The following is a 19,303-nucleotide window of genomic DNA, read 5'->3' as shown; positions in this document are numbered from 1 at the left end:
GGCCGACGCCTCGCGCCACTGGCCGGAAGTTGCGCCGGATGCGCCTACTCGGCCGCCATGGCGGCGTCGTGCTCCTCGGTCAGCCCCAGCCAGTCTTCCTCGCAGGAGGCGAGCGTCTTCGCCGCATCGGCGCGCTGCTTGTTGAGGCTGGTCGCCCGCGCCGGATCCTTGGCGTAGAGCGCCGGGTCGGCGAGCTTCTCGTCGTAGTCGGCGATGGTCTTCTGCAGGCGGGAGATCTGGATCTCCAGCTGACTGATCTTCTTCTTGAGCGGCTTCAGCGCCTCGCGCCGTTCGGCCGCCTGGCGGCGCTGGTCGACCTTGGAGACCTGCGGCTCGATCTGGACCGGCTCGGTGCCGGCACCGCCCGCCGCCCCGCCGCCAGAGCGCGAGCCGGAGAGGATCAGCTTCTTGTAGTCCTCGAGATCGCCGTCATAGCGCGACACGGTGCCGTCGCCGACGATCCACAGGCGGTCCATCGTCGCCTCGACCATGTGGCGGTCGTGGCTGATCAGGATGACGGCGCCGGGATAGTCGTTGAGGGCGTGGACGAGGCTCTGGCGCGCCTCGATGTCGAGATGGTTGGTCGGCTCGTCGAGGATCAGGAGGTTCGGTGCGTCGAGGGTCGCAAGGCCCATCAGGAGCCGCGCCTTCTCGCCGCCGGAGAGCTTCTCGGCGGCGGTGTCCATCTTCGCCGTCGGCAGTCCCATCTGCGCCACCTTGGCCCGGACTTTCGCCTCCGGCGCCTCGGGCATCTGCCGGCGCACGTGCTGGACGGCGCTTTCCGCCGGCCGCAGGTCGTCGATCTGGTGCTGGGCGAAGAAGGCGATCTTCAGTCCCGGCGCGCGGGTGATGGTGCCGGCCTGTTCCTTCAGGCGGTCCGCGACGAGTTTGGCGAAGGTGGACTTGCCGTTGCCGTTCTGGCCGAGCAGCGCGATGCGGTCGTCGGTGTCGATCCTGAGATCGAGACTGGTCAGGATCGGCCGGCCCGGCTGGTAGCCGACGGCGACGTTCTCCATGCGGATGATCGGCGAGGCGGGCTGCTTCTCCGGCGCCGGGAAGACGAAGGGCGTGACGTGCTCTTCGACGATCGACTGGATCGGCCCCATCTTCTCCAGCGCCTTCAGCCGCGATTGGGCCTGGCGGGCCTTCGAGGCCTTGGCCCGGAAGCGCTCGACGAAGGACTCCATGTGCTTTCGCGCCGCGTCCTGCTTGGCGATCGACTTCTGCAGGAGTTCCAGCTTCTCGGCGCGCTGGCGGGCGAACTGGTCGTAGTCGCCGCGATAGAAGTTCAGCTTCTGCTGGTCGAGATGGACGATCGAGGAAACGGCGTTGTTGAGGACGTCGCGGTCATGGGAGATCACGAGGACCGTGTAGGGATAGCGCTGGACGAAGTTCTCCAGCCACAGCGTGCCTTCCAGATCGAGATAGTTGGTCGGCTCGTCGAGGAGCAGCAGGTCGGGCCGCGAGAACAGCACCGCCGCCAGCGCGACGCGCATGCGCCAGCCGCCGGAAAAGGACGAGGCGGGCCGCGCCTGCGCCGCCATGTCGAAGCCGAGGCCGGAGAGGATCGCCGACGCCCGCGCCTCGGCCGAGTGCGATTCGATGTCGGCGAGGCGCGTGTGGATGTCGGCGATGCGGGTGGGATCGCTCGCCGTCTCCGCCTCCTGGAGAAGCGCGAGGCGCTCGCTGTCGGCCTTCAGCACGATCTCGATCAGCGACTCTTCCGTGCCCGGTGCCTCCTGGGCCACCTGGCCGAGCCGGGTGTTCTTGGGAAACGACACCGACCCGGTCTCCGGCGACAGATCGCCGGTGATGATGCGGAACAGCGTCGACTTGCCGGCGCCGTTGCGCCCGACGAGGCCCGCCTTTGTGCCGGTCGGCAGGGTGAGGCTGGCATGGTCGATGAGCAGGCGCCCGGCAACCCGCGCGGTAAGGTCGGTGATCTGAAGCATGGCGGCCTTTTGCCACGCGGCGCGAGCCGGCGAAAGGGGCCTTTGGGCCGAGCCGGACGGGCGCCGGCAAAATTTACCGCCGGCCGACGGCGGGGGCCGGATCTCGGCCCGGTGGCACCCGACCGCAACGGGCTCTCCCCATCGCACAAGTTTCGCCCAAGCCACCTTCCCTTAACTCCCGCGAATTCGGCCTGCCAGCCGACGGTCACGACCGCGCGCCGGATGGGCGGAAGGCGCCGCCTGTTCGCCCCGGCCCGGCCTTCGAGACGGCCCCGCCCTGGCTCTCCGCAACCCGCGCCCCGAGGGACGCAGAAAGGGACGTTCGCATGATTTCCGTGGTCTCCGTCGGCTCGCTCAAGACATCCGGCTCCTCGACCGTCGCGCTGACGCTCGCCAGCGTGGCAGCCGCTGCCGAGATCCCGGTGCTGCTGATCGACGCGGCACGCGACGGCGACCTTGCCGATTGGGCGGCTCGTGGCGGGGTGCCCTCGAAGATCTGGGTGGAGCGCAGCCGCGACGCGGTGGCGATGGACCGGCTGGTGCGCGCCGCCTGCAAGCGCGGCGACCTCGTCGTCATCGACGCGGGCGACGAGGCGGCGATGATCCGGCAGGCCGCCCGGCTCTCCGACCGCGCCCTCATCCCGGTGCGCTTTTCGCCGCTGTCGGCGCATGCCGCCGTCGAGACCGACCGCATGCTCGCCGAGGAAGCCGGCCGTGGCCGCCGCCCGCGCGACCGCTGCTTCGTCGCCAGCGCCGTCGCCACCATCCCCAGCCGCATCGCCCGCAGCCTCGAGACGATCATCGCCGAGAGTGCGACGGCGCGCCTGCCGATCGGCCTCGTGCAGCGCGCCGCCTATGAAGCGCCGTTCCTCTTCGGCGGCACGATCTTCACGCTGGAGGAAGAGATCGCCCCCGGCCTCGACCGCGCCAGGGCCGAGGCCGCGAGCCTCGCCTACGAGATCGGCATCCTCGGCACCCGCCAGGAAAAGGCGGCGCCGGCGAGACGCGAGATGGTCCGCAAGGCGGCCTGACCGCCTTCCGGGGCGTTCACCACCCTCGCGGCAAAGCCCGCGGCCTGTTCGTCCTTTGCGCGGCGACTGCGGCGACGAACCTCCCCCGACCCCGCCTCGGCGGGGTCTGTGCGTTTCGGGCCGTCCCCTGCCAACGCTCCTTCATCCCATGCCCGCCGTCCCCTATGTTCGCACGACCGGCCATCCTCGTGCATCGGCCGCAAAGGGTGTCGCGCGCCGGTCCGCGCCGTTGCCGACGATGCTCGGCTTGGCGACGACTGACCTTTACGATAACGTCAAAGGTGGGAGGACTGCCGCATGAACAAACCCTGGCTCGCGCACTACCCCGAGGGAGTGCCGTCGGAGCTGGCGGAGATCGGCTATCGATCGCTCGCCGACCTGCTCGACAACGCCTTTTCGACCTTCGCGGACCGCAATGCCCTGCATTTCATGGGCGCCGTCTTCACCTATCGGCGCTTCGGGGAACTGGCGCGCGATTTCGCCGCCTATCTCCAGACGCTCGGGCTGAAGAAGGGCGACCGGATCGCGCTGATGATGCCCAACGTGCCGCAATATCCGGTGGCGATCGCCGGGGCGGCGATGGCCGGGCTGACCATCGTCAACGTCAATCCCCTCTACACGCCCGGCGAACTCGCCCATCAGCTGAAGGATTCCGGCGCCAAGGCGATCGTCCTCCTCGAGAACATGGCCGCGACCTTCGCCGCCTGCCGCCAGAAGACCGATGTCGAACACGTCGTCGTCACGGCGATGGGCGACCTCTTGCCGTTCCTGAAGGGCACGATCGTCAATTTCGTCGTGCGCCGGGTCAAGAAGATGGTGCCGCCCTTCGATCTGCCCGGCGCGGTCTCGTTCAAGCAGGCGCTGGCGACCGGCGCCAAGGGCAAGCACGTCAAGGTGGACGTCGCGCCGGAGGACATCGCGGTCCTGCAATATACCGGCGGCACGACCGGCGTCGCCAAGGGCGCGATGCTGACCCATCGCAACATCGTCGCCAACGTCCTCCAGTCGGAGGCGTGGAACGCGCCGGCCCTGAAGCATCTGGGACCGGGCGAGCAGTCGGTGACCGTCTGCGCGCTGCCGATCTACCACATCTTCGGCTTCACGGTGAACCTGATGCTGTCGGTGCGCAATGGCGGCGCTTCGATCCTCATTCCCAATCCCCGCGACATCCCGGCGACGCTGAAGGCGATCAAGCCGTTCCGGTTCCACTCGTTCCCTGCGGTCAACACGCTGTTCAACGCGATCGCGCTGCATCCCGAGGCCAGAAGCGTCGACTGGTCGTCGCTGAAGCTCGCCGTCGGCGGCGGCATGGCCGTCCAGGCGGCCACAGCCGAACGCTGGAAGAAACTGACCGGCGTCTCGATCTGCGAGGGCTACGGGCTGTCCGAGACCTCGCCGTCGGCCTGCTGCAATCCGACGGACCGATCGGAGTACACCGGCAACATCGGCGTGCCGCTGCCTTCGACGGAGCTGGCGGTGCTCGCCGAGGACGGGACGCATCTCGCCCCCGGCGAAGTGGGCGAGATCGCCATTCGCGGGCCGCAGGTGATGGCCGGCTACTGGAACCGGCCCGAGGAGACCGCGGCGGTGATGACCGCCGACGGCTTCTTCCGCTCCGGCGACGTCGGGGTGATGAGCGCCGATGGGATCTTCAAGATCGTCGACCGCAAGAAGGACATGATCAACGTCTCGGGCTTCAACGTCTATCCGAACGAGATCGAGGAGGTGGTGACGCGCATGCCGGGCGTCGTCGAGGCCGCGGCGATCGCCATTGCCGACGAAGGATCCGGCGAGGCGGTCAAGCTGTTCGTCGTGCGCAGCGACGAGGCGATCAACGAGGACACGATCCGCTCCTACTGCAAGCAGAATCTGACCGGTTACAAGCGGCCTCGGATCATCGAGTTCCGCGACGAACTGCCGAAGTCCGCCGTCGGCAAGGTGCTGCGGCGCGAACTCAGGAACTGATAGCGCGGCGACACCGGTGTGGCGGCGAGGATTTCAGCTCGCCGCCTTTTCTTTCACCGCCTTGGCCGTGGTGAAATTTTCGTCGAGGGCGTAGCCGGCGCCGCGCACGGTGCGGATCGGGTCACGCTGGCGCCCGCGGTTGATGGCCTTCCGGAGGCGTCCGACATGGACGTCGACGGTGCGCTCGTCGACATAGATGTCGCGGCCCCAGACGCCGTCGAGAAGCTGTTCGCGGGAGAACACCCGGCCCGGCGACTGCATGAAGAATTCCAGCAGCCGGAACTCCGTCGGTCCGAGCTTGATCTCGCGCCCGGCCCGGCGCACCCGGTGGGTCTCCCGGTCGAGGTCGATGTCGCCGGCCGACAGATGCGTCGCGATCTTCTCGGGCTTGGCGCGCCGCAGCATCGCCCGGACCCGGGCCACGAGCTCGGGCGTCGAGAACGGTTTGACGACATAGTCGTCGGCGCCGACGGAGAGGCCGCGCACCCGCTCGGACTCTTCGCCTCGCGCCGTCAGCATGATGATCGGTAGGCGCTCCGACGCCTCGCGCTGGCGCAGCCGCCGGCAGAGCTCGACACCGGACAGTCCCGGCAGCATCCAGTCGAGGATGAGGAGATCGGGCAGCTCCTCCTTGAGACGCAGATCGGCTTCGTCGCCCCGTGCGATGACGTCGACCGAGTAGCCTTCCGATTCGAGGTTGTAGCGCAGGAGAACCCCCAGCGCTTCCTCGTCCTCGACCACCGCGATGCGGGCACTCATTCCGTCACTCTCCGGCACCGCCCGACGGGGGCGGGGTGGTCAGGTCGGAATGGGCGAGCGACGCCGTCACGTCGCTCTTCGGCCGTTCCGCGCTCATCTCTTCGCCGGTCTTGATGTAGTAGACCGTCTCGGCGATGTTCGTCGCATGATCGCCGATGCGCTCGATGTTCTTGGCGGTGAACAGAAGATGAGTGCAGGCGGTGATGTTGCGGGGATCTTCCATCATGTAGGTCAGCAGCTCGCGGAAGATCGACGTATAGACCGCGTCGATGCTCTCGTCGCCGTCGCGCACGGCCATCGCCTGCTTCTCGTTGCGAGTGGCGTAGGCGTCGAGAACTTCCTTGAGCTGTTCGAGGGCGAGATCAGACAGGTGTTCGAGCCCGCGAACCAGCTGCATCGGCTGGGAATGCTCGTGCACCGCGATGACCCGCTTGGCAATGTTCTTCGCCAGGTCGCCGATCCGCTCGAGATCGTTGGAAATGCGGATCGCCCCGACGATCTCACGCAGATCGACCGCCATCGGCTGGCGCTTGGCGATGGTGCTGATCGCCCGTTCGTCGACTTCCCGCTGGACGGCGTCGAGCAGGAGGTCGTCGGCGACCACCGACTGAGCCAGGGCCCAGTCGGAGCGCATCAGCGCGGCGACCGATTGTTCGACCATGCGCTCGGCCTGGCCGCCCATCTCTGAGATGCGGCGGATGATGAACTTCAGCTCATCCTCGTAAGAGGTGACGATATGTTCGGCCATGCTGGCGGCCTCCCTCGTGGTTGCCCGGTCAGCCGAATCGGCCGGTGATGTAGTCCTGGGTGCGCTTGTCGTCGGGATTGGAGAAAATCTTTTCCGTCGGGCCGACCTCGGCGAGATCGCCCAGGTGGAACATGCCGGTCAACTGCGAGACGCGGGCCGCCTGCTGCATGGAGTGGGTGACGATGACGATCGTGTAATTCTCGCGCAGCTCGTCGATCAGCTCCTCGACCGTCGCCGTGGCGATCGGATCGAGCGCCGAGCAGGGCTCGTCCATCAGAATGACTTCCGGCGAGACGGCGATGGCCCGTGCGATGCACAGGCGCTGCTGCTGGCCGCCCGACAGGCCGGTGCCCGGCTCGTCGAGACGATCGTGCACTTCGCGCCACAGGCCGGCCTTGCGCAGGCTGGTTTGAACGATCTCGTCCAGCTCCTGCTTGCTGCGGGCAAGGCCGTGAATCTTCGGCCCGTAGGAGACGTTGTCGTAAATCGACTTCGGAAAGGGGTTCGGCTTCTGGAACACCATGCCGACGCGGGCGCGCAGTTCCACGACGTCGATGTCGGGATTGTAGACGTCCTCCCCGTCGAGCAGGATCTCGCCGCCGACCTTGGCGATGTCGATCGTGTCGTTCATCCGGTTCAGGCAGCGCAGATAGGTCGACTTGCCGCAGCCGGAGGGGCCGATGAGGGCCGTCACCTGGTTCTTCGGAATGTCGAGCGAGACCCCGTTCAGGGCCTGCTTGGCGCCATAGTGGACGGTGACGTCCCGGGTCTTCATCTTGATCGGTGTGGCAGCTTGCACGGCCGGATCCCTGCTCAAAGTCGCTTGAATGTTTTCCATCATCTCCGGCTCCTACCAGCTGCGTTCGAAGCGGCGCCGAAAGAAGATCGCGGCCGCATTCATCATCGCGAGAAAGACCAGCAGCACGCAGATCGCCGCGCTGGTTCGGGCAACGAAGCCGCGTTCGGGACTGTCGAACCAGATGAAGATCTGGGTCGGCAACGCCGTCGAGGCATCCATCACACCGCCCGGCTCCGAAGTCAAAAACGCGTTCATGCCGATCAGAAGAAGTGGCGCGGTTTCGCCGAGCGCCTGGGCGAGGCCGATGATCACGCCGGTCATGATGCCCGGCAGGGCGAGCGGCAGCACATGATGCCAGATCACCTGCATCTCCGACGCGCCGACGCCGCGCGCTCCGTCACGGATCGAAGGCGGCACGGCCTTCAGAGCACTGCGCGAGGTGATGATGATCGTCGGCAAGGTCATCAGCGCCAGAACCATGCCGCCGACCAGCGGCGCCGAGCGCGGCAGACCGAAGAAGCCGAGGAAGAGCGCCAGGCCGAGCAGACCGAAGACGATCGAGGGCACCGCCGCGAGGTTGTTGATGTTGATCTCGATGAAGTCGGTGAACCGGTTCTTCGGGGCGAATTCTTCCAGATAGACGGCTGCACCGAGCCCGACCGGAACCGAGATGAGGAAGCACACCACGAGCAGGTAGAAGGAGCCGAAGATGGCGCCCTTGAGACCGGCCAGTTCCGGGAAGCGGCTGTCGGCGTTGGTGATCAGTCCCCAGTCGAGCACCGAACGGACGTCTCCCGACTGCTGGAGGGTCTGGAAGGCGCCGACCTGGAAATCGTTCAGGGGCCGTCTGTTCTCGGGGGCTGCCGGATCGATGACGCCTTCATAGAGCTGTTCGTAGGAGTCCGACACCGGAACCCAGATTTCGAATGGCGAGGTGACGGCGACGTCCCCGGACTCGATGGCGTCCCGGACGAGATACTGAGCACCATTGCTCAGGATCTGCTGGTAGGTCCGCGTCTGCGCGGGATTGTCGGCCGCCGGAAGCTTCGCGACGATGGCTTCGTTCACCAGGGTCCGGACGTTGGCTTCGCGCGCTGCCTCGACACTTTCGAAAGGCGCGAACTGAAGCCGGACCTGGGTTTGTGTCCACGCCCCGGACGAGGCGGTGATGATGGAGAACAGCAGCACGCCGAGCATCGTGATCGCGAAGATGATCGCCGCCAGACCATACGCTTTCAGTCGGCTCTGTGCTTTGCGGCGAGACGACAGGCCGTTGCGGATGGCATCGATCGACGGCCTCGTCGCGATAGTGGCTTCCGTCGCCTCAATCATATTGTTCCCTATAGTGTTTGACGATCTGAAGCGCCACGAGGTTCAACAGGAGGGTTCCGAGGAACAGCGAAAGACCGAGGCCGAAGGCCGCGAGTGTCTTGGGATTGTCGAAGGACGTATCGCCGATGAGGAGCGAGACGATCTGTACCGTCACCGTCGTGACGCCGTCGAGTGGATTGGCGGTGAGATTTGCGGTCAATCCGGCCGCCATGACGACGATCATGGTTTCGCCGATGGCCCGGCTCGTGGCGAGCAGAACGCCGCCGACGATGCCCGGGATCGCTGCCGGCAGGATGACCTTCATGACGGTTTCGGCGTTGTTGGCGCCGAGGCCGAGGGATCCGTCACGGAGCGCCCGCGGCACCGCCCTCAAGGCATCGTCCGACAGGGACGAGATGAAGGGGATCAGCATCACGCCCATCACCAGCCCCGGTACGATGGCCGCCGTGGGGGAGACGGTCACGCCGATGGCGTCGCCGGCGCCGCGAATGGCGGGTGAGACCACCAGGACCGCGAAGAAGCCATAGACGATGGTCGGGATGCCCGCCAGGATTTCGATGAGCGGTTTCGCCACGCTTCGCACGGATCGGGGAGCGAACTCGGACATGTAGATGGCCGCGAAGAGACCGACCGGGAAGGCGACCGCCATGGCGGTGAAGGCGATCACGATCGTGCCGACGAAGATCGGGACGGCACCGAAGGCACCGGAGCTGGCGACCTGGTCGGGACGGATGGCGATCTGGGGATCCCAGTTCGTTCCAAACAAGAACTCGGTGATCGGGACGACGGCGAAGAACCGCAAGCCCTCGAAGAGCAGGGAAAGGAGGATGCCGAGCGTTACCGCGATGGCCAGCGCTGCGCAGGCGATCATCAGCCAGCGCGTCACGGTCTCGGCGGTGTTGCGGGCCCGGAAACGGGCGCTGACGCGTCCGTAGACATAGTAGATCGCGGCGAGGCCGAGGAGCAAGATCAACGCCGGCAGGAGCCAGCGGGACATTTCGCTTGCGGCGGTGAACTCTTGCGCGGCAGCCACGACTTCCGGTGACGGTTCACCAAAGGTGACGCCGATCGCAGCTTGGCGAACCTCGCTGATGATCAGGCTGAGGCGGGCCGTTTCCACTCCCGACGTCATGCTGTCCGGCAAAGCGGAGACGATCACGGCGTTGAGGGCAGCCGGTTCCAGGAGTAACCACGCCACCATCACGATATAGCCGGGCACCACGACAAGCAGCGCGCAGAGATAGGCGTAGAACTGCGGGAGGGAGTGCACCTTCTCGGTGCTGGACGCTCTCATGGCGGCTGCTCGCCGATAGAGCAGCACCGCGCCGACGGTCGCGATCAGAACGGGAAGCAGCAGAATGATTTGAATGGGCATGGAAACCGCCTCTGAGCCGGAATCCGGCCCCCCGCCCTAGCGGCGAGGGGCCGGCGATCACTGATCAATCAGCTCTGGGGAGCTTCCATGGACTTGCCGTTCGTGACGGCATCCTGGACTTCCTTGAGCTTCTCCGGCTTCAGCGGGACGAGACCACGCTCCGAGAGGTAGCCGCCGGGCGCGAGGGCTTCGTCGCTGGCATACTCGGCAACGAACTCGTTGAGGCCGGGAATGGCGTTGCGGTGAGCGTTCTTGATGTAGATGAAGAGCGGACGCGAAACGGCGTATTCGCCGGATTCCACGGTCTGCTCCGAAGGCGCCACACCATCGACCGCCGCGCCCTTCAGCTTGTCCTGGTTCTCATAGAGGAAGGAATAGCCGAAGATGCCGAAGGCGTTCTTGTCGCTCTCGAGGCGTTGAACGATCAGATTGTCGTTCTCGCCGGCCTCGACGAACTTGCCGTCACCGCGCATGCGCTGGCAGACCGACTTGTGACGATCCTTGTCGAGAGCCTTGATCTCCGGCAGCTCGGCGCAGCCTTCTTCCATGACCAGCTCGACGAAGGCGTCACGGGTGCCGGACGTCGGCGGCGGGCCGTAAACCAGGATCGGCTCGTTCGGCAGCGAGGAATCGATCTCGCTCCAGTTGGTGTAGGGGTTGGCCTTGATCTCGCCGTCGACCGGCACTTCGGCGGCCAGCGCCTTGAACAGCTGCTCCTTGGTCACCGACATGTCGGGACCTTCGACCGAGCTGGCGAAAGAGAGAGCATCGTAGCCGAGCAGGACTTCGGTGACGTCGGTGACGCCGTTGGTCTTGCAGAGCTCGAATTCCGACGCCTTCATGGCGCGCGACGCACCCGTGATGTCAGGCGTGTTGGGGCCGACGCCCTGGCAGAAGATCTGCATGCCGCCGCCGGTGCCGGTCGACTCGACGACAGGAGCCTTGAAGTCCGACTCGTTGCCGAAATTCTCGGCGACGGCCTGGGTGTAGGGGAACACGGTCGAAGAGCCGACGATCTGGATCTGATCGCGGCTCTGGGCGAAGGCGGGGCCGGATACCGCGGCCAGAGCGGTGCCGACCGCGAGGCCGGCAAGAAAGGTCTTGTTCATCGGATTGGTCTCCCTGTGGAGGTTTTGCGTGCGAACCTTGTGGGCGTCAGCCACCTCGGGGGCGGCTGTTGGTTCGGCGCCATAGCTACAGGCTGCGCAAGACCTGTCTATGACAAGGACGTTTCCGTTATATGACAGTGCAAGGTATTGAATGTTATGACGTTTCGAGCAGTCTTGCCGATTCGGTGTCATTTTCGGCAAGGGCCGGGAAGCGGGCCGTGAAGGTCGAGCCGCGCCCGACGACGGAATCGACGATGAGCCGGGCGCGGTGGCGCAGGAGGATGTTGCGGACGATCGACAGACCGAGGCCGGTGCCGCGCTTGGCGCGCGAATTGCCGACGTCGACCCGGTAGAACCGCTCGGTCAGGCGCGGCACGTGCTCGGCCGGAATGCCAGGGCCGAAATCGCGCACCGAGGCGTCGACCACCGCCTGGCCGCGCTCGATGGCACGCTGCAGCGTGATCTCGACGCGTCCGCCTTCGGACCCGTATTTGCAAGCGTTCTCGATGAGATTGGCGAAGACCTGGATCAACTCGTCCTCGTCGCCGACGACGAGGACATGGTCCTCGCAGCTGTCGAAGCCGAGCTCGACGCCGAGCCCTTCGGCGAGGGGCTTGAGCTGCGAACGCACCTTGGCGAGGACGGCGACGAGGTCGGCGTGGGACTGCGGCGCGACGTGCCGGCGCATCTCGATGCGCGAGAGGGAGAGGAGATCGTCGATCAGCCGCGACATCCGCGTCGCCTGCTCGCGCATGATGGCGAGGAACCGGTCCCTCGCCTGCGGATCGTCCCGTGCCGGCCCCTGCAGCGTCTCGATGAAGCCGGAGAGCGAGGCTAGCGGCGTGCGCAGTTCGTGGGAGGCGTTGGCGACGAAGTCGGAGCGCATGCGCTCGACCCGCCGCTCGGCGGTGCGGTCGTGGAACAGGACGAGGAAGAAGATCGGCTGCATTCCCTGGGGGGCAGGAACCGGCAGCACCTCGACCAGCCAGTGGCGCTCGATCGGCCGCCGCTCTTCCAGCGTGGCCGTGGTCGCGACGGCATTGGCGATGGCCGTCTCGATCGAGGCGAGAAGCTCGGGCGAGCGGAAGCGGAGCGACAGGGGATCGGCGAGGGCCATGTTGCCGAAGGCGACGGCGGACACGGGATTGCGATAGCGGATCAGAAGGTCCCGGTCGATGATCAGCGCCGCCTCCTGCAGCGCCTCGAGCACGGCCTTCATGCCGCGATCGGGCCAGGTCTGATCGGAGGACCGCCCGTCCCCCTCGCTGCGCCTCGCGCCCTCCCTGGCCGGCCACATGACGGTCAGGACGAGGATCACGAAGACCAGCGCCGCCGTGGCCGCTGCATTCGGATGCAGAAGCGCCAGGGCGAGGAGCGAGAGGGCTGCGATGAAGGTGAGGCGTTTCCTGCGCATGCCGTCTTCGTGGTTTCGTCGTTGGAGGAGCGTTCCGTCGCGGCGCCACGCCCTGGCTGGCGGGGCCCGAATCGTCCGGCCCTATCCGACGCTCCTTAGCATGCGATTGTGAACGTCAGGACGCGCCACCGTTGCCGACGGCGAGGCCGGTTCGAACCGCTCGCCGCCTCACGGGGCGTTGCGCAGCTTCAGCCCGAGGAACAACAGATCCGCGCCGTCCTTGCCCACCGAGGGATCGACAGCGATCTGCCCGCCGGTCACGGCCTCGGGCGGAAATTCCAGGTGGAACAGGAAGTTCTCCTCCGGCAGCGCAGTGGTGAAGCGTTGCCGCCCGCAGACCGTCTCGCCGCCGAACAGGCAGCGCAGGGTGAAGGTCCGCGGCTTGCCGTCGGGCGAGCCGACGACGATCTCGCCCTCCACTTTCCGGCCGGCGAACTGGCGGGCGACATCACCGGCCATCGGCAGCTCGATCTCGCGGGGGGCACCCGTGTCACCCGTTCCGCCCTCGGCCGCCGGTCCCGCGGACGCCGCCGTCAGCTTCAGTCGCGGCTGCTCCCCGGCCGGTGCGACATCCGTGATGGCGGCGTCGCTCGCGGCAAATTCGCGAAGCGCGGCGGGCGTGTAGACGTCGAGCCAGGCCGGCGCCGCATCCTGCGTCGGTGCCGTGTCGGTATTCTCGCGGATCGCCTCGGCGACGGACAGGCCGCCATCCGCCGTGGCCTCGCCCTGCCTGGCCGTCTCGACCGTCCGGGACGAGAAGAACGGCAGGACCATCCAGACCGCGGCGCCGACGAGGAACACGAGGAGAAGGGTGATGACGAGGCTGACCAGGAGGCGTGGTCCGCGCCTGCCGGCATGCGAACCGTCGTCGGCTTCGTCCTCCTGCGAGCCGTCCTCGTCGTCCACCAGCCTTTCGCGGTCGGCCAGATCCGGTCCGGCAAGTTCGCCTGGCGTCAGTCCGCCGGCAGCCAGATCGCCTGCCGTCGCATCCTGGGGTCGCCGGTCGTTGCCCGCGCGCTCGGTCCCAGGCGCTGCCAGACCCGTCGCAGCGGCGGCTCCGGCGTCATTGAGGGGCGCAGCGTCGTCATCGGAAGAGCCGTCATCAAAAGAGCCGCCGTCGGCGAATTCGTATTCGATCGCCTCGATCGCGGCGATCAGGTCGCGGCGATGCCTCTCCTTGGCCTCTTCCGCCATCTCCCGGTCGGCCTCCAGGCGCAACAGCGCCCGCTCGGCGGCCTCGTAGATCTGCAGGCGGAAGTCCGGATCGGCACTCTCTCCCTTCGCCAAGGCGCGCCGCAGACTGTTTTCGATCGCGCTTCCCAAATATCTCCAACCTTCTTCGGCCGGCTGACGCCGAACGTCGCCCGCACTCCCTCTGCGCTGTTATGTAACAGCCGTGGGCATGGTTGCAAATCCTTGCCGCACAGCGGCTTTTCGCACTGCGGCAAGCTGCGGCCTTTACGCCTTCGCCTGATGGCCAATGTTCGGCAGACGATTTATTCAGGCAGGAAGCCAATGGCCGACAAACCCACACCCGACGTTCCCAATCGCATTGCGGCACATGGGGTGATCGGCGACATGAACACCATCGCCCTCGTCGCCGAGGATGGGACCATCGACTTCCTGTCGCATCCGCGCATCGATTCTCCCAGTCTGTTCGCCGCGCTCCTCGATCCGGCGAAGGGCGGTCGCTTCGTCTTCTCTGTCGAGGACGGGACGATCAACTACCGTCAGATCTATCTTCCCGACACCAACATCCTCATCAGCCGCTTCCTCGGCGACGAGGGCATCGGCGAAGTCTGCGACTACATGCCGATCGACGGGTCCGGCCGCATCGTCAGACGCGCCAGGGCGATCGTCGGGCCGAAGACCTTCCGGCTCAACGTCTCTCCGCGGCCGGACTACGCCCGGGCGAAGCCGGTGCTGACGCCGGTCGACGGCGGTGTCTCGATCGCCTGGACGGGCGAGAGCGGCGAGGAGAGCGTGACGCTCTACGCCCCGTTCGATCTGGCGATCACGGGTGACGAGATCGACGCCAAGGTCGATCTCGGCGAAGGCGAAAGCTGCTGGGTGGTGCTGTGCCCTGGCCGACCCGGCGCGCCGCCGGTCTCGGAGCGCTATGTCCGCCGCTCGTTCTCGATTACCCGGGACTTCTGGCACAAATGGGTCAATCGGGGCAGCTATCCGACCTTCTGGCGCGAACTCGTCGTGCGCTCCGCCCTGACGCTGAAGCTCCTGACATCGACCGAATACGGCTCGATCGCGGCTGCTGCGACCTTCGGACTGCCGGAGGTTCTTGGCGGCGAGCGCAACTGGGACTACCGCTATTGCTGGGTCCGCGATTCCGCCTTTACGCTCTATTCACTGTCGCGCCTCGGCTACTATGACGAGGCCGAGGCCTTCGTCCACTTCCTGATGGAGCGGGCGGTCGAGACGGGCGAGTCCGGCCTGCAGATCATGTACCGCATGGATGGCGGCGAGGAGATGCCGGAGGTCGATCTCGACCATCTGTCGGGCTATGATGGCTCGCGGCCGGTGCGGATCGGCAACGCCGCCTACCAGCAGCGCCAGATGGACATCTACGGCGAGTTTCTCGACGCGCTCTACATTTCGACCAAGGCGCGGGGAAAGCCGGCCTATGCGGTCTGGACGAAGATCTCCCGCATCGTCGACTGGCTGTCGCGCAATTGGCATCTGCCCGACCGCGGCATCTGGGAGAGCCGCGGCGAGCCGCAGGAATACCTGTCCTCGAGGCTGATGTGCTGGGTGGCGCTGGACCGGGCGCTGAAGATCGCCGAGATCCATTCGCTGCCGGCGGACATCCTCGCCTGGCGCGGCGAGCGCGACAAGATCCAGAAGACCATCATCGAGGAGTTCTGGAACCCCGACGTCGGCGCCTTCACCCAGTTCAAGGGTTCCTCGACCCTCGACGCGGTCGTCCTCTTGATGCCGCTGGTCAAGTTCATCAATCCGCGCGATCCGATGTGGACCTCGACCCTGAAGGCCGTGCGCAAGCACCTCGTGCGCGACTGCCTGGTCAAGCGCTACATCAACACGGACGAGAACGACGACGGGCTGGAAGGCGAGGAGGGGGCCTTCACCATCTGCTCCTTCTGGTATGTCGAGGCGCTGGCGCGGACCGGCTACGTCGCCGACGCCCGCCTGCTGTTCGAGAAGCTGCATACCTATGCGAACCATCTCGGCCTGTTCTCGGAGGAACTGTCGGAGACGGGCGACCATCTCGGCAATTTTCCTCAGGCACTCACCCATCTTTCCCTGATCTCTGCAGCCATCTGGCTCGATCGAACGTTGAACGGCGACAAGGCCAATCCCGGCTATTTCGAGTTCAAGATCATGGAGGATCCCGATGGCACCTTCTGACATGACGCGTCTCGACGGGCAGGCGGCCTTGGTCACCGGCGCCTCGTCCGGCATCGGCCGCGCCTCGGCGCTGGCGCTGGCGGCGGCCGGCGCGAGCGTCGCCGTCAACTACCGCGGCAAGTCCGAAGAGGCGGACGCGGTCGTCGCGCAGATCGAGACTGACGGCGGCCGGGCGGTGGCCGTGCAGGCCGACGTGTCGAAGGAAGACGAGGTGGCGGCGATGTTCGCCGAGGCCGAAAGCGCGCTGGGCCTCCTCGACATCGTCATCTCCAATGCCGGCATCCAGAAGGACGCCAGCATCGGCGACATGACGCTCGACGACTGGAATGCGGTGATCTCGGTCAACCTCACCGGCGGCTTTCTCGTCGGGCGCGAGGCGATCCGCCGCTTCCGCGCCAAGGGTCAGCGCCCCGAGGTGAGCCGGGCGGCGGGCAAGCTGGTGTTCGATTCCTCGGTCCACCAGGTGATCCCCTGGGCATTTCGGGCGAACTATGCCGCGGCCAAGGGCGGGCTCCACATGCTCATGCAGTCGCTCGCCCAGGAGGTCGCCGAGGAGGGAATCCGGGTGAACTCCGTCGCGCCCGGCGCGATCGCGACAGCGATCAACGCCGCCGAGCGCGACGAGAGCGAGGCGGACATGCTGAAGCTCATCCCCTATGGCCGCATCGGCGAGCCCGACGACATCGGCCGCATCGTCGCCTGGCTGGTCTCGGATGCAGCGGACTACATCGTCGGGCAGACGATCTTCGCCGACGGCGGCATGACGCTCTATCCGGGCTTTCGCGGCAACGGCTGAAAAGGCCGGGACCCCGAGAGACGCTGCCGCCCGCCGCTCGCCCGCGTGCAGAGACGGCGCCGGCCTGCTATGTCCGCACGAATGCCGTGGTCGGTCAGGGGTTCGCCCGACGGATCCGGCCGAGCGGACCAGAACAAGGAGCAGCGTCATGGCACTCGACGGACGCGTCGCCATCGTCACCGGAGGCGCCAAGGGAATCGGCTATGCGATCGCGCGCCGCTTTCTCCATGATGGCGCCAAGGTGGTCATCGCCGACAATGACGAGAAGGCCGGCAACCTCGCGGCGAGCGAACTCTCGGAACTCGGCGACATCATCGCCGTCGGCTGCAACGTCGCCGAGCGGCTGGACGTCCATAACCTTGTCGCCGCGGCGCTCGACCGCTTCGGCGACGTCGACATTCTCGTCAACAATGCCGGGGTGGTGAACAAGGCCGCCTTCCTCGACCTCGACGAGGCCGAGTTCTCGCGCGTGCTCGACATCAACCTGAAGGGCGCGTTCCTCTGCGGCCAGGCCGTCGCACGCCACCTCGTCGACAAGGTGAAGCGTGGCGGGCCGGCCGGCGCGATCATCAACATGTCGTCCGTCAACGCCGTCTTCGCGATCCCCGACCAGGTGGCCTATTCGGTGTCCAAGGGCGGCCTCAGCCAGTTGACCAAGGTAATGGCCCTGTCCCTTGCCCCCCACGGCATCCGCGTCAACGCGATCGGGCCCGGCTCGATCATGACCGATCTCCTGAAGGGGGTGGTCGAGGACGAGGCCGCGACGCGCAAGGTCTTGTCGCGCACTCCGCTCGGCCGGATCGGCGAACCCCGCGAGATCGCCGCCATCGCCAGCTTCCTCGCCTCGGACGAGGCGAGCTACATCACCGGCCAGACCATCTATGCCGATGGCGGGCGGCTGCCGCTCAACTACACCGTCGAGGTCGGCAAGCGCGACGACGACTGATCCGCCTGCTTGGCCGAGCCTTCGGGGCAGCGGGGCGAGGACAGCGCGCACAATTATCGGCCGCGCTTACGGATGTTGTTAACGGAATGATGGGAAGACCGGTGCCGCCTGGGAACGCGGACCGGATCGAACCTTCCATGGTCGTTCAACATCATGCCACCGAGCGCTGGAAATTCCTCTTCTGGGGGCTCGCTCTGAGCCTTTGCGGCCTTGCTGCGATCAATGTGGTGGCCGTTCTCGAAGCCATCGGCCACGATCGTCCGGCCCGTGTCGTCGTCATCGTCCAGGCGCTGGCCTGCCTCGCCGGGCTGATGGGGCTGTTCGAGCTTCGCAAGGCCTTCGTGGCGATGCTCGAGGCCCAGGTGCGGATCAATCGCCAGCAGGCGCGGGCGTATCGCCAGGACGTCGTCACGGGGGCGCTGAACCGCGCCGGCTTCATCGCCGAATGCGAGGCGCAGCTCCGGACGCGCAAGGATGGCTTCGGCTACTTCCTCCACATCGATCTCGACTATCTGAAGCGCATCAACGACAGCCTCGGCCACGCCAAGGGCGATGCCGCGCTCCGGCACGCCGCCGAGATCGCCCGGGCGATGGCGCCGGCCTGCGCCTTCGGAAGGCTCGGCGGCGACGAGTTCGCGCTGCTCGTGATGAAGCGCCCGCACAAGGAGGCGATTGCCTTCGCCAACGAGTATCTCGCCCGACTCGCCATGACCGTGTGGCACCAGAGCCAGCCGATGAACCTCTCCGCCTCCATCGGCGTCGCGTTGCTCGACCCCGAGATCGCAGGCTTCGACGAGCTGGTTCACCGGGCCGATCTGGCGCTCTACGAGAGCAAGCGCAACGGCCGGGCGCAGGCCACCCTGTTCCGGCCCGAGATGGTCACCGATCTGCGCTACGCCAGGCTGATCGAGCGGGAATTGCGCGCCGCGATCCTCCTCGGCGAGCTGGAGCTCGCCTATCAGCCGCTGTATCGCGGCGACGGCACGCTCGTCGGCTTCGAGGCGCAGGTCCAGTGGCGCCACTCCTTGCGCGGGCTGATCGCCCCGTCCGAATTCGTACCGGTCGCGGAGCGCTCCGTGCTCATCGATCTCCTCGGCGAATGGGTGTTGCGGCGCGCCTGCACGGACATGCGGGACTATGCCGACCTCGACTTTTCGGTGAATTTCTCCGCCAACCAGTTCAAGCGGGACAGCGTCGTCTCGATGGTGGCCGCGGTCCTCGCCGAGACCGGAACCGCGCCCGGAAGACTGGTGATCGAGATCACCGAGAACGCGGCCATGGGGGCGAGCGAAGACGTCAGGGAACGGCTGGCCGCCATTCGCCGTCTCGGCGTGAGGATCGCTCTCGACGACTTCGGCGCCGGCTTAAGCGGCTTTGCCTATCTCCAGTCCTTTCCTGTCGACGCGATCAAGGTCGACCGCGCGTTCATCTCCAAGCTCGGCACCAATTCGGCCTCCAACGTGCTGGTGGCGGCCCTGGTCAGCGTCGCCCATGCGAGCGGGATCTCGGTCGTCGCCGAGGGCGTCGAGACCGAGGACCAGCATCGCCTCGCCCTGCTTGCCGGTGCCGATGTCTTCCAGGGCGACCTTCTCGCCCAGCCGACGACCCTCGGCGCGATCCGGGAGCTTTGCTACCGGCCGGACTCGACCCTGGCGGCTCTGACCCCCCGGGCCATGGCGTCGGGCGGCTAAAGCAT

15 protein-coding genes are annotated in these 19,303 nt (G+C 66.6%); 6 read left to right on the top strand and 9 right to left on the bottom strand.

The window, feature by feature from the left end:
- Positions 1-44: 44 nt before the first annotated feature.
- Positions 45-1,952, bottom strand: coding sequence for an ABC-F family ATP-binding cassette domain-containing protein (locus tag ATO4_RS08440; protein ID WP_083591000.1), 1,908 nt, complete (start codon positions 1,950-1,952; stop codon positions 45-47).
- 326 nt (positions 1,953-2,278) lie between these two features.
- Here ATO4_RS08440 and ATO4_RS08435 point away from each other — a divergent pair, with 326 nt between their 5' ends.
- Together ATO4_RS08435 and ATO4_RS08430 are read left to right on the top strand one after the other, a co-directional pair.
- Positions 2,279-2,983, top strand: coding sequence for a chromosome partitioning protein ParA (locus tag ATO4_RS08435; RefSeq protein WP_083590999.1), 705 nt, complete (start codon positions 2,279-2,281; stop codon positions 2,981-2,983).
- A gap of 297 nt (positions 2,984-3,280) precedes the next feature.
- Positions 3,281-4,948, top strand: a complete 1,668-nt coding sequence (locus ATO4_RS08430; protein WP_083590998.1) for an AMP-binding protein — start codon at positions 3,281-3,283, stop codon at positions 4,946-4,948.
- A gap of 33 nt (positions 4,949-4,981) precedes the next feature.
- On the opposite strand, the gene phoB is transcribed toward ATO4_RS08430, so the two are convergent.
- From phoB to ATO4_RS08390, 8 genes are all read right to left on the bottom strand, one after another.
- Positions 4,982-5,707, bottom strand: coding sequence for a phosphate regulon transcriptional regulator PhoB (gene phoB / locus ATO4_RS08425; RefSeq protein WP_083590997.1), 726 nt, complete (start codon positions 5,705-5,707; stop codon positions 4,982-4,984).
- 4 nt (positions 5,708-5,711) lie between these two features.
- Positions 5,712-6,455, bottom strand: coding sequence for a phosphate signaling complex protein PhoU (gene phoU, locus ATO4_RS08420; protein WP_083590996.1), 744 nt, complete (start codon positions 6,453-6,455; stop codon positions 5,712-5,714).
- A 28-nt stretch (positions 6,456-6,483) separates the two neighbouring features.
- The gene (pstB, locus tag ATO4_RS08415) at positions 6,484-7,293 is read right to left on the bottom strand and encodes a phosphate ABC transporter ATP-binding protein PstB (protein WP_083591050.1); all 810 of its coding nucleotides are present in this window, start codon (positions 7,291-7,293) and stop codon (positions 6,484-6,486) included.
- 12 nt (positions 7,294-7,305) lie between these two features.
- Positions 7,306-8,586 carry a phosphate ABC transporter permease PstA gene (gene pstA / locus ATO4_RS08410; protein ID WP_083590995.1) on the bottom strand — a complete coding sequence of 427 codons (1,281 nt, stop codon included), beginning with the start codon at positions 8,584-8,586 and terminating at the stop codon, positions 7,306-7,308.
- Positions 8,579-9,961, bottom strand: coding sequence for a phosphate ABC transporter permease subunit PstC (gene pstC, locus ATO4_RS08405; protein ID WP_083590994.1), 1,383 nt, complete (start codon positions 9,959-9,961; stop codon positions 8,579-8,581). Before pstC ends, pstA begins: the two co-directional genes overlap by 8 nt.
- A gap of 68 nt (positions 9,962-10,029) precedes the next feature.
- Complete coding sequence (locus ATO4_RS08400) at positions 10,030-11,070, bottom strand: PstS family phosphate ABC transporter substrate-binding protein (protein ID WP_083590993.1); 1,041 nt, start codon at positions 11,068-11,070, stop codon at positions 10,030-10,032.
- Between the two features lie 154 nt (positions 11,071-11,224).
- Positions 11,225-12,484 (bottom strand): ATP-binding protein, encoded by a 1,260-nt coding sequence (locus ATO4_RS08395; protein ID WP_083590991.1) that lies wholly within the window; start codon positions 12,482-12,484, stop codon positions 11,225-11,227.
- A gap of 168 nt (positions 12,485-12,652) precedes the next feature.
- On the bottom strand, positions 12,653-13,771 hold the full coding sequence (locus ATO4_RS08390) for a hypothetical protein (RefSeq protein WP_139802323.1): 1,119 nt from the start codon (positions 13,769-13,771) through the stop codon (positions 12,653-12,655).
- Between the two features lie 228 nt (positions 13,772-13,999).
- Between ATO4_RS08390 and ATO4_RS08385 the strand changes: the two genes are divergently transcribed.
- From ATO4_RS08385 to ATO4_RS08370, 4 genes are all read left to right on the top strand, one after another.
- The gene (locus ATO4_RS08385) at positions 14,000-15,865 is read left to right on the top strand and encodes a glycoside hydrolase family 15 protein (RefSeq protein WP_245308640.1); all 1,866 of its coding nucleotides are present in this window, start codon (positions 14,000-14,002) and stop codon (positions 15,863-15,865) included.
- The gene (locus ATO4_RS08380; protein WP_083590988.1) at positions 15,852-16,661 is read left to right on the top strand and encodes an SDR family oxidoreductase; all 810 of its coding nucleotides are present in this window, start codon (positions 15,852-15,854) and stop codon (positions 16,659-16,661) included. The genes ATO4_RS08385 and ATO4_RS08380 overlap by 14 nt, the downstream gene beginning before the upstream one ends.
- 148 nt (positions 16,662-16,809) lie before the next feature.
- On the top strand, positions 16,810-17,607 hold the full coding sequence (locus ATO4_RS08375) for an SDR family oxidoreductase (RefSeq protein WP_083590986.1): 798 nt from the start codon (positions 16,810-16,812) through the stop codon (positions 17,605-17,607).
- A 137-nt stretch (positions 17,608-17,744) separates the two neighbouring features.
- Positions 17,745-19,298 (top strand): bifunctional diguanylate cyclase/phosphodiesterase, encoded by a 1,554-nt coding sequence (locus ATO4_RS08370; protein ID WP_176222906.1) that lies wholly within the window; start codon positions 17,745-17,747, stop codon positions 19,296-19,298.
- Positions 19,299-19,303 lie beyond the last annotated feature (5 nt).

The organism is Aurantimonas sp. 22II-16-19i (genome assembly GCF_002088275.1).
In the GTDB taxonomy this organism is placed as follows: Bacteria; Pseudomonadota; Alphaproteobacteria; order Rhizobiales; family Rhizobiaceae; genus Jiella.
The sequence above is the reverse complement of the archived record's forward strand: the minus strand, read 5'-3'. Positions and strand labels throughout refer to the sequence as shown.

Bases quoted from the DNA above. Each gene is read 5' to 3' on its own strand.
- ATO4_RS08400 (WP_083590993.1), bottom strand. From the start codon at position 11,070: ATGAACAAGACCTTTCTTGCCGGCCTCGCGGTCGGCACCGCTCTGGCC.
- ATO4_RS08435 (WP_083590999.1), top strand. From the start codon at position 2,279: ATGATTTCCGTGGTCTCCGTCGGCTCGCTCAAGACATCCGGCTCCTCG.
- ATO4_RS08375 (WP_083590986.1), top strand. From the start codon at position 16,810: ATGGCACTCGACGGACGCGTCGCCATCGTCACCGGAGGCGCCAAGGGA.
- pstC (WP_083590994.1), bottom strand. From the start codon at position 9,961: ATGCCCATTCAAATCATTCTGCTGCTTCCCGTTCTGATCGCGACCGTC.
- phoB (WP_083590997.1), bottom strand. From the start codon at position 5,707: ATGAGTGCCCGCATCGCGGTGGTCGAGGACGAGGAAGCGCTGGGGGTT.
- pstA (WP_083590995.1), bottom strand. From the start codon at position 8,586: ATGATTGAGGCGACGGAAGCCACTATCGCGACGAGGCCGTCGATCGAT.
- ATO4_RS08440 (WP_083591000.1), bottom strand. From the start codon at position 1,952: ATGCTTCAGATCACCGACCTTACCGCGCGGGTTGCCGGGCGCCTGCTC.
- ATO4_RS08395 (WP_083590991.1), bottom strand. From the start codon at position 12,484: ATGCGCAGGAAACGCCTCACCTTCATCGCAGCCCTCTCGCTCCTCGCC.
- ATO4_RS08380 (WP_083590988.1), top strand. From the start codon at position 15,852: ATGGCACCTTCTGACATGACGCGTCTCGACGGGCAGGCGGCCTTGGTC.
- ATO4_RS08385 (WP_245308640.1), top strand. From the start codon at position 14,000: ATGGCCGACAAACCCACACCCGACGTTCCCAATCGCATTGCGGCACAT.
- phoU (WP_083590996.1), bottom strand. From the start codon at position 6,455: ATGGCCGAACATATCGTCACCTCTTACGAGGATGAGCTGAAGTTCATC.
- ATO4_RS08370 (WP_176222906.1), top strand. From the start codon at position 17,745: ATGGTCGTTCAACATCATGCCACCGAGCGCTGGAAATTCCTCTTCTGG.
- pstB (WP_083591050.1), bottom strand. From the start codon at position 7,293: ATGGAAAACATTCAAGCGACTTTGAGCAGGGATCCGGCCGTGCAAGCT.
- ATO4_RS08430 (WP_083590998.1), top strand. From the start codon at position 3,281: ATGAACAAACCCTGGCTCGCGCACTACCCCGAGGGAGTGCCGTCGGAG.